Here is a 13,709-nt window from a genome sequence, read left to right on the forward strand (position 1 = left end):
TATATCAAATCTATTGTTTTTTTTTATCGATAAATTAAAATATTACAATTGATGTTGCCTTATGAAGCGCTAAGTACTAGTATTTTAAAGGTTAATTTCTGCCGTTAGAGCAAAATAATATTAGGATTAACACTTTACTTAAACACTGCAAGTAACCACGATAGTGGTTCAGGGAGAAAATATGTATAACAATACTAAAATAGCAAAAGCTGTTCGTTTAGCCGTCATGTTCGGTGCCAGCGCAACAGCTGCAATGAGTTCAACCTCATTTGCTGCTTCTGAAGAAAGTGCAGAACAAATCGAAAAAATCGAAGTAACAGGTTCTCGTATCAAACGTGCAAACATTCATAGTACAAGCCCTATTACAACAATATCAGCTGAAGATATTAAAGTATCTGGTATTACTCGTATCGAAGATGTTTTAAATGAAATGCCAGCCATTTTTGCTGACCAAACGTCTGGTACAGCAAATGGTGCAACGGGTACAGCTACTGTTAACTTACGTAACTTAGGTGCTGTTCGTACCTTAACGTTAATGAATGGTCGTCGATTACCGTCTGGTTCACCTGCAGCAGGTGGTTCGGGTGCTGATATTAACCAAATACCAGCAGCGCTAGTAGAGCGTGTAGAAGTATTAACGGGTGGTGCTTCTGCAACATACGGCTCGGATGCTATTGCAGGTGTTGTTAACTTTATCATGAAAAAAGATTTTGAAGGCGTGCAGTTTGAATATCAAAACAGCTTTTATCAACACAATAACGACCATACTGATATGCAACGTGCGGTAAATGATGTTGGTTTTGCTTTACCTTCAAGTAATGTAACGGATGGTGATGCTAACGACTTTTCATTAATAATCGGTAGTAATACTGCTGATGGTAAAGGTAACGTTACCTTATATGCAACATATCGTGATATTAAAGCTGTTACTCAAGATAATCGTGACTATAGTGCTTGTGCTATAGATATTGATAGCTCTGGTCAGCGTGTATGTGGTGGTTCAAGTACTATAGCTGAAGGTCGCTTTACTGATTTTGGTGGTGCTAATGATGGTAATAGTTTCGATTACATGGTTCAGGGTGATCAGTTTGTAGATCGTGCAGGAACATTATATAACTACGGCCCATTAAACTATTTCCAACGTCCTGATAAACGTAAAACTTTTGGTGGTTTTGCGCATTATGAAATTAATGAGTTTGCTGAAGTTTATGCTGAAGCTAGCTACATGGATGACAGAAGTGTTGCGCAAATAGCACCTTCAGGCGCTTTCTTTGTTACAGATAGCTTAAATTGTGATAATCCACTTATGTCAGATCAACAGTTTGATGCAATTTGTGGTAGTCATGGTTTAACAGCAAGTGATAGCCAAACAGTATATGTTGGGCGTCGTAATGTTGAAGGTGGTCCACGTCAAGATGATTTAAGACATACGTCATCACGTTTTGTTCTTGGTGTTCGTGGGTATATTAACGATGACTGGTCTTATGATGCATCTGCGAACTTTGGTTCAGTTGCTTATTTAGAAACTTATCGTAACGAAATGTCAATCACTAACATTAAACGTGCGCTGAATGTTAAAGATGTTGATGGTGTTGCAACTTGTCAATCTGTCATTGATGGTTCAGATCCAAATTGTGTACCGTGGAATGTATTTGAAGAAGGTGGTGTTACTCAAGATTCTCTAGATTACCTAATTAAAAAACTATATTCTCGTGGTGATACCAAAAGTACACAACTTACTGGTTTCGTATCGGGTGATTTAACAGAGTCAGGCTTCGTTGTTCCAGGGACTTCTACCGGTGCAGGTGTTGTTTTTGGCTATGAATACCGTAAAGAATCATTAAACCTAGAACCTGATGATGGCTTTACATCTGGTGATGGTGCTGGTCAAGGTGGTCCAACGTCAGGTGTTAAAGGTGAATATTCAGTAACGGATCTATTTACTGAATTTAACTTACCACTTATCGAAGATGCTGCATTTGCCCAGGAATTAGGTTTAGAATTAGCCTATCGTTATTCAGATTATTCAGTAGAAGGTACTACTGATAAGTCTACCGATACTTATAAAGTAGCACTTAATTGGGCTGTTAACGACGACGTTCGTTTACGTGCTAGTTACCAACGCGCAGTTCGTACAGGTAATGTACGTGAGTTATTTGCAGCAAATACAATTGGTTTATTTAACTGGACAGATCCTTGTGGAACTGATCCTACGTTAACTCAGGAGCAATGTGCTCGTACTGGTGTTTCTGCTGAAAATTATGGTTCTGCTAACTTAATTAGCCCTGCAGGCCAATATAACTCTGTTTCTGGTGGTAACTTAGATATTAGACCTGAAAAGTCAGACACAATTTCATTAGGTTTGATTTTATCACCTAGCTTCCTTGATGGATTAGATATCACATTTGATTATTTTAATATTCAAATTGAAGATGCAATCCAAGCAAAAGGCGCTGCAATTGTTCATAACGAATGTGCGGTTGATAACCTTCAATCTTCATGTGACTTGATCAATCGTAATCCAAATAGTAGTGCATTATGGGTTGGACAAGATAGTATTATTGATACAAATAGTAATATTGGTTTCATCGAAACATCAGGTATCGATATTGATGCTTCTTATGAGCTTTCATTAAATGATATGGGCGATATTCGTTTCAATTTAGTTGGTACTTATTTGATGCAACTTGATACTCAAAACACTCCGGGTATTGCTATTGATTCTTGTGAAGGTTATTGGGATCGTTCAGTATGTGGTTCTTCTTCTCCTAAATGGCGTAGTAACTTACGTGCAGCTTGGATAACTCCATGGGATGCAACAGTTACAGCAACATGGCGCTACTTTGGTGAAGTTAATGAGTTCACACGTAACAGTACTACAAACGCGATTGAAAATGGTCCAACTACATTAGGTGCTCAAAGTTATTTAGATCTTGCTGCATCATTTAATACCTTTGAACATGTAACAGTACGTGTAGGTGTAAATAACATTCTTGATAGAAGTCCACCAATCGTACCAAATGCACCATCAGGTAGTGGTAATGGTAACACATTCCCTGGCGCATATGATGCACTAGGTCGTCTAATTCATGCAGGTGTAACAATTAGTTTCTAATTGCCATTTGTTTGTAATGTAAACCAAAAGAGCCAATATTGTATTGGCTCTTTTTTTATCTAGCTAATATCATATATACTTTATTATCGTTTGTGTTTAACAAGTATTTGGGCATAAATAGAGCAAAGTTATTTCCTCATTAAAATTTAATTATGACACTATGAAATCTGAAGTTACAATCGAAAATGCTTTACGACTACTAAACGCAAATAAATTAGACGAAGGTCAAACTGTACTTGAATGTTTATTGCTGCAAGACCCTACGAATATCCAAATACATCAGTTATTAGTTAAAATAGGCTTTGCAAATAAAAATTACACGTTAGCTGAAAAACATTTAATTAAACTGTTATCTTTTAAACCTTTATCTGAAGATTATTTTAATACATTAACTGAGTTGTATAGAGCCCAATCTCGTTGGCAGGATCTAGCAGCTTTGTATGAACAAAAATCCAAAAATAAAACTAATAGTTCGACAATTTTTTTCAACTGCGCCTATTATCAGAAACTTGCGGGTAATTTTGAGCAAGCCATTATTTTTTATAATAAAGCGCTCGCCATCGGTATTGATAAAGGTTATGAAGTATCTTTAAACGTAGCAACCATTTTTAGTGAACACTTATCTGAACCAGATAAAGCCATCGACATTCTCACTAAAGCGATTGTTAAATACCCTAAACAAGATTCTTTATTGTATAACTTAGCCAATTTATATGAACAGTTAGGTGATAAAGATAAGGCGCTACATTATTTTCAATCAGCTTACACAATCAATCCTACAAATTATACTGCGCTAGCTAGACAAGCTGATATTTGTAAAATTGAAAATGAAGATAATCCATTAATTGACCAATTGAAAAATGCTTTCTTAAACCCAGATATAACACAGTCAGATAAGATCAATGTTGGTTATGCTCTAGGAAAGGTTTTTGATGATATTGAAGCCTATGAGCTTGCTTTTCATTATTACCAACAGACTAATGAATTAGATAAAAAGATGCTACCACCATACGACCCTGTAAAGTTTGAACATACAATAGACAGTATTATAGCTACTTTCAATAAGCAGTGGTTTACTGCTTTAGATACCAAAAACGCTATCAGCACTTCACCTGTTTTTATCTGTGGCATGTTTAGATCAGGTTCGACACTTTGCGAACAAATATTAGCAGCGCATACAGATATCAGCATTGGAGGCGAACAGGAATTCTTTCATCGCTTAATGTTTAATAATTACCCTGAATTTCCATTGAATGTTGTTGATGAGATGCAATTAGAGCGACAAAAAGATAAATTACTTTCAGACTACCTAACTGAAATTAATCGCTTTAAAAACAGTGGCGAGCAGTTGACAGATAAACGGCCCGATAATTTTTTATATTTAGGCGTGATTAAATTACTTATGCCAAATGCTAAAGTTATATGGACTACACGTTCAATATTAGATAACTGTTTATCAATTTATTTTTTGCGTTTAGGCTCTTCTATGCCTTATGCGACAGAGCTCAAAAACATTATTCACTTTTACCAGCAACAAGAAAGGTTAATGGCGCATTGGCAATCATTGTTTCCGGAAGATATTTTAACATTTAATTATGATAATCTAATCCATTCACCTACAGAGCAGACCCAACGTTTACTTTCTTTTATAGGTTTGCCTTGGGAAGATAGCTGCCTTAATTTTCATCAATATGAAAACCAAGTTAAAACGGCCAGTGTTTGGCAGGTAAGAAGACCCCTATATAACAGCTCTTCAGGAAGATGGAATAATTACAAAAAAAATTTAAAGACTTTATTACCTTTAAGGTTACTCCATAACATTGAGTAACCAATTAGCTATTTATATCAACATTAATAATATCACCAATACTCAGTTCAAAACAAAAACAGCTTCTATCACTCTGTTCTAAATAAAATGAGAACTCTTTTAACATTGAATATACGAAAGAGTTCTTATACCAATCTCACTAGATATGTGATCATTTCTCCTTGCTAAAATCACCAACTACATCCTTATTTATTTAATAATTAGAACAACTAGTTATTGAAATAAATGCCTTGTATTTAGCAGTTTTTCTACGTATAAATTAGATTAGTAGAATTATGCAACAAGTTAATAATCTCGTAAAATTCTACAATAATAACAGTGCAATTATATCTTTACTTCGGTTAACAAACATACAACAAAAATATTTACTTGAATCATAATGATTGAGATAAATCTTTGCTATAATTGACAATATGATATGCATGCCAGTTTCAAGCGCTATTTTTTTATGAGAAATAACTGTGCTTTTAAGGTTAAAAAAAAGAGTTTTCGCTAATAGGAAAACTTAACTCCTATATTTAAGTGCGGATATTACTAATGAAAACTGGTTCTCATAAAATAATTTCATTTATTTTAATTTTAACATTGATAACTATTGCAACTGTTTACTATCCTTTTAATAAAGGACGTAACGTCGCCGAAAGACATTCTCCTCTACTTAACGCTGCCATAAAAATTAAACTTGAAGTAAGTACAGCACACTTGTGGTTTGAAGAAGTTATTAGTGGTGATAAAAATGTAAATATTGAAACTGTCTGGCTCCACCTTGATCAATCAGAATGGTACGCCAAAGCCATGCTTGATGGCGCCACTTACGAAGAAACCGTATTCATCCCCCTAAACGATCCTCACTTACGTACTCAAATTGAAGTAACAATAGAGAACATTCATCATTTTCGAGAGATAGTACAAAAACGATGGGCATCAAAGTCAACATCTGGAATAGGCTCTGATTTAGACCAAGCGCTAGATCTCGCCTTTTTTGAACTGACAACGTCTGCCGATAATGTTGAAATATCGTTAAAAAAATCTATCGCTGCTGACATTCAGAAATTCAAAGATATACAGCTAGCATTAACTGTTTTTATTATGATATTGAGCCTAATAATAATTGGCTTATTTCTTCGCTACAATAAAAAACAACTCAAAAATATTGATGTATTAAAGAAGAATAAAGATAGTGCTCAAAAATCTCAGCACCAACTACAAAATATAATTAATGGTGCAAAATTAGGATACTGGGACTGGAACTATAAAACAGGCGAAAATCTTGTTAATGATGAGTGGTTATCAATGCTTGGGCTCACTAGACAAGATATTACTAATCATATTAGTGATTGGGAAAAACTTATTCATCCAAATGATAAAGAGTATATAGAAAGCATTATTCAATCTCGTATTGCGTCTGGAAAAAACTACATGATTGAGTTCAGAATGAAGCATGCAGATGGCAGGTGGATATGGCTTAAAGGTTCAGGCTCTGTCATTAAATATGATGAAAACACTAACGAACCACTGCAAATTTGTGGAACACATCATGAAATAACAGCACGTAAACAAGCTGAATTACGCGAAAGATCACGCTCTTATGTATTAGAACTCATTACACAAAATGAGCAACTTACCGTAGTGTTAGAAGCTATTGTACGCGGTGTTGAAGAAGAAAACACCGGTATGTTATGTAGTGTTTTATTACTCGATGAGGCAAGTAAACACCTCTTAATTGGTGCTGCTCCCAGCCTACCTGACTTTTACAATAAAGCTATTCATGGAACTGAAATTGGCTTTGGTGTTGGCTCTTGTGGTACAGCAGTATTTACGAATGAACGAGTGGTCGTTGAAGATATTCAAAATCATCCTTATTGGACGTTATACAAAGATATAGCAAGCAAGGCAGAATTGAGCTCATGTTGGTCAGAGCCGATACGTACTACTCAAGGTAAGGTGCTGGGTACTTTTGCCATTTATCATCGTACAGTCAATACACCAACAGAAGATAATATTACATTAATTGAGCAGTCAGCTAATTTAGCAAGTATCGCTATTGAGAAAAGTAAATCTAACTTAGCTATAAAATCAAGAGATGAACAAATGCGCTTGGTATTGGCTGGAGCTGAATTAGGGTTTTGGGATTGGAATATAATAAAGAGCACAGTTGAAAGGAATGAACGCTGGGCTACGATGCTAGGCTACACCCACGAAGAAATAAAACAAACCACAAGTCAGTGGTCAGATTTCATACATCCTGATGATAGAGAAAAGGCATGGCAATCAATTAATGACGTATTAGAGAATCGTTCAAAATCTCATAGCCTTGAATATCGTATGTTAACAAAAGAAGGTGATGTTAGATGGATACATGACCAAGCAAATGTGATGCAGCGTGATATGGATGGTAAACCATTACGCATGAGCGGTATACATAATGATATTACTAACCGTAAGTTAGCAGAAGAGAAACTCAAGCTCGCCGCGAGCGTATTCACACATGCACGAGAAAGTATCATTATCACTGACACCTCAGGCATAATTATTGATGTTAATGATACATTCACAACAATGACAGGCTATAGCCGTGAAGAAGCCATTGGGCAGAACCCACGTATTCTTAAATCAAGTCGCCAGTCATCTGAGTTTTATAACAATATGTGGGCAACCTTAGACGAAGAAGGCCATTGGCAAGGTGAACTTTGGAATTATCGTAAAAATGGCGACTTATTTGTTGAAATGAAAACGATAAGTGCCGTTCAAGATGAACAAGGAATCACAACCCATTATGTCGCCCTAGGTAATGATATTACGGCAATAAAAGAGCATCAAGATCAGTTAGAGCACATAGCGCATTACGATGTACTCACACGTTTACCAAACCGTGTATTGCTTGCTGATCGATTATCTCAAGCAATGTTACATTGTAGTCGTCACGAAGAGTCTCTTGCGGTTGTCTTTCTAGATCTCGATGGGTTTAAAGCGGTAAATGATACTTATGGCCATGATATCGGTGATGAGTTATTGGTTACCCTTTCTGTTCGAATGCAAAAAGCATTACGAGAAGGAGATAGTTTAGCCCGCCTTGGCGGTGATGAATTTGTCGCTGTTTTAACGGATTTAGCACCATCAACTGCGGTTGATGATTGTGAGCCTGTCTTATCAAGACTATTACTAGCCGCGGCTGAGCCTATTACTATTCGCGATACCGTATTAAATATATCAGCCAGTATTGGCGTAACGCTTTACCCACAAGATAATGTGAATGCTGATCAACTTATGCGCCATGCAGATCAGGCCATGTATGTGGCTAAAGAGTCAGGAAAAAACCGTTATCATTTATTTGATACCGCACAAGATGTTGCCGTTAAAGTGCAACGAGAAAGTTTAGAAGCAATTCGTATTGCCTTAGAAAATGATCAGTTTGTGCTTTATTATCAGCCTAAAGTAAACATGAAAATAGGTACTGTGGTTGGAGTTGAAGCTCTTATTCGTTGGCAACATCCTGAGCGAGGCTTGCTAAATCCGATAGAATTTTTACCTGTTATTGAAAACAACCCCATGATGGTTGAATTAGGAGAATGGGTAATTGATACTGCCTTAACACAAATTGGTGAGTGGCAAGCCATGGGGCTGCAACAGCCCTTCACCACAAGTGTTAACATTGCGGCAGTACAATTACAGCAATCTGACTTTACACAGCGATTAACAACATTACTCGCTGAACACGAAAATGTAGACCCATCTTGTTTAGAGTTAGAAGTATTAGAAACAAGTGCTTTAGATGATGTTCATCATGTTTCCGCCATTATGTGTGCTTGTATGGCACTAGGGGTAAAATTTGCGCTAGATGATTTTGGTACTGGTTATTCATCATTGACTTATCTAAGACGATTACCGGCTAAAATAATTAAGATAGATCAGACTTTTGTACGTGATATGTTAATCGATACGGATGACTTAGCGATTATCGAAGGTGTGATTGCTTTAGCTAAATCATTTAAACGTGATGTGATTGCTGAAGGTGTTGAAACAATTGAACATGGTACTGCTTTATTACAGTTAGGCTGTGAGTTAGCTCAGGGATATGGTATTGCAAAACCAATGCCCGCTAGTGAAATTGAGACATGGATTAATAATTGGAAGCCAGATAAAAGTTGGAGATTTATTTAAAATTAATATGGCAATGGGCTGCGAGTTACACACGAGCCTGTAACAGATTTTGTGTAACTGCCAGTTTAACTTAACTATTTTCTAATTTAACTATATTTTAATTTAACCATATTTAATTTAACCATATTTAATTTAACCATATTTAATTTAACCATATTTTAGTTTAATTATTTTTTAGTTTAATTAATCCCTCATCAAGTAATATCATTGCTTTGTTGGTGTTTTTTAGCTTACTAAAAGCAACATAAATATTGCTTTTATGGTTAATGGCACCTTTTTTGATATCGTTAAGTTGAAGTCCCATTTCCTTTAACTTACATTTAGCCACTTCATCGAACATAATTGCCATATCTATACGTTTGTTTCTTAACATACCAATTAATTGTGATTGACTAGCTACTCTAACTTCTTCAAACCGGCTTTTATATATCTCATAATTATCACCATATTCGTAACCAATAATGACACCGATAGAAGTACCTTTGGGGATCTCATTTACTGAAGTAAAATTCAACGGTGATTCGTTATGATAATAAAATGATGCCGTAGCTTGTAAAATAGGAACATGACCAAAATTAAATATTTCAAAGGTACTTTTTTGTTTCGTGACATTAAAAGCGCCATCCACTTGACCTTGCTCGGTCATTTTAAGAGCTCTAGCATATGGAACAGAAATAAACTCAACGTTAACATTAACTGCGTTATACGCAGCTTTAATAATATTTTTAGAAAGCCCATTTCCATATTCATCCGAATAGGGAGGCCAACTATTTTCAGCCGCGAGTATTATTGGCGGTATTGCAAGTGACGGTATTGCAAGACAGTGTTGACTTATAATTAAAATAAAAACAGTAGAGGATCTTAGAAGAGAAAGCACAAACATTAAATCTTTTAAAAAAATTAATATTATTTATTATAAGGTAAAAATTGAGCAGTTGCTAAACAGTTAATCCGTATTTGTAATTCTAACGTTACCATTATTCTTTTAATCTACTCTTTAGTAAATTTTCTTAATATTTTAATACAAAGCTTTAAGTAATAAAGTAAACGAGATACGTTTCAATACTCCCGACGTAAATCGGGAGTATTGTACCAATCTCACTAGCTATGTGATCATTTCTACTTGCTAAAATCACCAACTACATCGTTGTTTATTTAATAATTAGAACAACTAGTTATTGGAATAAACGCCTTGTACTTGGCCATTTTCTACGTATAAAATTGTTCACTTAATTAATGAAACTGGTATTACGTTTAATTATTTATAATAATAAGGACCTGTCCATTGGTACTCTTTATTATTAATTAATAAGCTATGTTTGGCCGAAGCTAAGGCATTCTTATTCGATAAAATAAATAATTGTTTATTACCTTTAACATCAGTAATACTTACCGCAGTGTAATCATCGTCATCATTTACAATATCTAAATTTTTGATATGACTATTTGAATTTAATGAAGCTTCAGAAACAGGACTATAACTTCCGTGTGGTTCAATAACTGAAACAAACGTAGTGTTATCTGTATCTTTTCTGCGGATCATAAACCCAGCATCTCGACGTAAATTAAAATCTGGGTCATTTGCACCTAAACGAGTTAATAATAATTCATCCTTTTCATTGGCTACAGAAGTAAGGGTGTAGAATTTACCGTTACCTAACCATGAAAACTTAGCATTATTAGCTGCAGGCTTGCCCTTCCCTTCCAAATACAGATGCTGATAACCATTATTTTCACCTAATGGAACTAAGTGACTTGGTGAGTCCCATTTGAAATTCCCATTAATCACTTGTCCCATATAATAAAACGGGAAGTCATAATCATTTTTGGTGCTAGATTTCACTTTCATGATATCTAACATAAATGCTTTCTCAAAATTTTCGTCTTTTATTAATGCCATTGTTCGATGCATCTGTGTTCCAGGATAAGCATTAACCTCTGTAGCACTTACCACTTGAACATCAGCTTTAGATGCGTCGAAGAAATAAAGTTCAGAGTGTTTAGTGCTTGCTGTTTGATACTGACCATTAAAATGCATTTCACCGTTTTGAGAAAGCGTATTGTGTGCAATCGTTGTTTTGGCCCAGGTTTTATTTTCTTTTAAATAATTACCGCCACCTTTTTGTCCTATATTCACAAAACGAGAAAGACCATAATCTTGAAGAACTTCATCACCTTTTTCATAAAGTGAATAAGACAGTTTGTCATAATGACCGTGACTTAAACCTTGCGCTGCATATTTAAATACTAACGTTAAATCTTCATTACCATAGCGTAGTATTCCCACACCACCTTGTTTACCATTAATGCCATCACTTAAATTAATCGAATTTTTAGTAAACGGTTTTGCTTTTCCATCACGAATTGCAATAGCAACATCTAAACCCGATTCATCGAGCAATACTTCATTTTGTTTTTGTGAAATACTTAGTAATTGTGGGTTTTTATTACCATAGTGATAGGCAATATTAACCGCTGTTACTAATGAAGCCGTGTAGTAAGACATACCTTTTTGGCCATCATTTAATGGAAAAAATTCGCCCTCAGCATCAGATAAGTTAAGCAGAGCATTTACGCCTTTTAGTAAAACATTATCTTTGTGTTGTAATACTTTTAAGTCTGGACGTACGTTTTCCATTCCTAATGCAAAAATTAAGAAAGGATACATAGCATAACGTTGATAATACGGGCCTTCTGTATAATACCCATCAGGTGAAAATGGGTCATCTAGATTAGCAAAAAAACCTTTTTTCTGACCTTCAACTTTAATGGTACCGCCATCATTGTCTAAGCCGCCAATAGGTAAACCATCATCTTCTATACCATATAAGGCTCTTTGAATAAGTTCTTCATCTTCCATCACCAACCCAATCATACCAACAGCAGCATTGCCCCAGGTACTGTGGTTGTGTACTCGATTATAAAATTTAGGGTTCTCTAATGAGATATAGTCAGCGAATGGACGAAATAAATTATCTTCTAATTTAGTACGCTCTTCTTCTGACAAAAAGTTATAAATAGTGTCATAGGCTTGGCTCATATAAACTAACCAATTACTATCATTTAAGCATTGCCAAAAAAGCTTGCCACGCGCATAGGATCTTTCTTGTGGATGAATAGGTAAATTTTTATACATGGCTTCATACTGTAATAGCATGTCACGCACATATATAGCGTACTTTTCATCTTCTAAAATCTGATAAAGCACACCCGCTTTTTGCGCGATTATAAAGTTTTGTTTATGTCGATAATGAGTATAACCACCGGAAAAGTCTTTTGGGATCGGTGTATCAATACCTGCCAAAATTTCTTTATCAACGACTTTTTTAACCTTTTCTAAGGTTGCATCAAATAGGGGGGCATTACCTAAATTCGATCTGATTTTTTCAACGCCAGTCTTAGTTAAAATAAGACTGGGATGTTCTTGTGCTTTTATTGTTAAAGATGTTGCAAGTATACTTAGCATTACAAATAGGGTGTTGATTTTTTTCAGGTACATTATTATTTTTCCTTTTTTATTACATCAAGTGCCTTTTTTGAAATCGCCCACAAATGATACTCCCCAGTCTCAATAAGTGATTAATATTCAAAAATATAATAGCGAGATAAAAACACCAAGCTAAAATCTATCGTTGATAATACACATTTTATTGTTTTGTTAATACTCTTCGAGTTTTTATCGTGTCTGATTATATTCAATTTTCTATATTAATTTGGTTTAACATAGATAAAGAAAAGTTATTATCGAGACTATATTTACTAGAAACTTTGCTAAAAAATCACTAAAAAAATTCGCTTGCTAAAAAAGTGCTATTTCTTCTGCAGTTAATGAACGCCATTCACCCGGCGCTAACTCGCCTAATTCAACACCACCAATCTTTTCTCTGTGTAAACCAACAACTCTATTACCAACAGCAGCAAACATCCGTTTTACTTGGTGATATTTTCCTTCAGTAATCGTTAGTAGAACTTCATTCATTTGATTGTCAGAAATATTAAGTTCACCGTTAACTTCATCGTCATTTACGCTGATATTTTCACTTTCACTGTTATAGACTAATTCTAAAATAGCAGGACGAGTTAAAGAATCTTCTCCTTGTAGCTGAATACCTTGTTTAAATCGTTCAACCAATTCATCGGCCTGACTTTCATCAATAGCATTTCTAAGCCATACACGGTAAGTTTTTTGACAATCTTTTTTAGGTGAAATAACGTTGTGTGACCATCGACCATCATCAGTAATAAGCACTAAACCAGTAGTATCAGCATCTAACCGACCCGCAATATGTAGATCAAAAGCTTTATCAACGTCAATAAAATTTAATACCGAAGGATAAACTTCATCAACATTAGAACAAATAGAATCAACCATTTTATGCAGCATAAAATAGCGTGAAGTACGTGCAGTTAATACTTGATCATCTATGGTAATAGAATTATTTTCATGTACCTGCATCGCTGCATTTTTTGCTATTTCACCATTTACACGCACTTCACCACTTTTAAGCAGTTTTTTTGCTTCATTTCGTGTTAACTCAGTGCTTTTACAAATAAATTTATCTAAACGCATTTTTTTCTATCACCTCGCTTTCAAGCAATTAACAG

General features: G+C 35.1%; 6 protein-coding genes. 3 read left to right on the top strand and 3 right to left on the bottom strand.

Annotation, left to right across the window (positions count from 1 at the left end):
• Positions 1-181 precede the first annotated feature (181 nt).
• From GQS55_RS13290 to GQS55_RS20220, 3 genes are all read left to right on the top strand, one after another.
• A complete protein-coding gene (locus GQS55_RS13290; protein WP_159820977.1) occupies positions 182-3,115 on the top strand; it encodes a TonB-dependent receptor plug domain-containing protein in 2,934 nt (977 codons plus the stop codon).
• Positions 3,116-3,275: 160 nt separating this feature from the next.
• A complete protein-coding gene (locus tag GQS55_RS13295) occupies positions 3,276-4,943 on the top strand; it encodes a tetratricopeptide repeat-containing sulfotransferase family protein (RefSeq protein ID WP_159820978.1) in 1,668 nt (555 codons plus the stop codon).
• Between the two features lie 537 nt (positions 4,944-5,480).
• Positions 5,481-9,104, top strand: a complete 3,624-nt coding sequence (locus GQS55_RS20220; RefSeq protein ID WP_328698847.1) for an EAL domain-containing protein — start codon at positions 5,481-5,483, stop codon at positions 9,102-9,104.
• 163 nt (positions 9,105-9,267) lie between these two features.
• Here GQS55_RS20220 and GQS55_RS13310 read toward each other — a convergent pair whose 3' ends face one another.
• From GQS55_RS13310 to GQS55_RS13320, 3 genes are all read right to left on the bottom strand, one after another.
• Positions 9,268-9,987: a substrate-binding periplasmic protein gene (locus GQS55_RS13310; RefSeq protein WP_159820979.1), complete on the bottom strand. Its 720-nt coding sequence runs from the start codon at positions 9,985-9,987 to the stop codon at positions 9,268-9,270.
• 375 nt (positions 9,988-10,362) lie between these two features.
• Entirely contained in the window at positions 10,363-12,603 is a 2,241-nt protein-coding gene (locus tag GQS55_RS13315; protein WP_159820980.1) for a heparinase II/III domain-containing protein, read from the bottom strand.
• Between the two features lie 300 nt (positions 12,604-12,903).
• Positions 12,904-13,674: a pseudouridine synthase gene (locus GQS55_RS13320; protein WP_159820981.1), complete on the bottom strand. Its 771-nt coding sequence runs from the start codon at positions 13,672-13,674 to the stop codon at positions 12,904-12,906.
• Between the last annotated feature and the right edge of the window lie 35 nt (positions 13,675-13,709).

Source organism: Colwellia sp. 20A7, assembly GCF_009832865.1.
Lineage (GTDB): Bacteria > Pseudomonadota > Gammaproteobacteria > Enterobacterales > Alteromonadaceae > Colwellia.

What these genes read in the sequence shown, in the direction of transcription:
- GQS55_RS13290 (WP_159820977.1), top strand. Translation starts at nt 182, where the DNA reads ATGTATAACAATACTAAAATAGCAAAAGCTGTTCGTTTAGCCGTCATG.
- GQS55_RS13295 (WP_159820978.1), top strand. Translation starts at nt 3,276, where the DNA reads ATGAAATCTGAAGTTACAATCGAAAATGCTTTACGACTACTAAACGCA.
- GQS55_RS20220 (WP_328698847.1), top strand. Translation starts at nt 5,481, where the DNA reads ATGAAAACTGGTTCTCATAAAATAATTTCATTTATTTTAATTTTAACA.
- GQS55_RS13310 (WP_159820979.1), bottom strand. Translation starts at nt 9,987, where the DNA reads ATGTTTGTGCTTTCTCTTCTAAGATCCTCTACTGTTTTTATTTTAATT.
- GQS55_RS13315 (WP_159820980.1), bottom strand. Translation starts at nt 12,603, where the DNA reads ATGTACCTGAAAAAAATCAACACCCTATTTGTAATGCTAAGTATACTT.
- GQS55_RS13320 (WP_159820981.1), bottom strand. Translation starts at nt 13,674, where the DNA reads ATGCGTTTAGATAAATTTATTTGTAAAAGCACTGAGTTAACACGAAAT.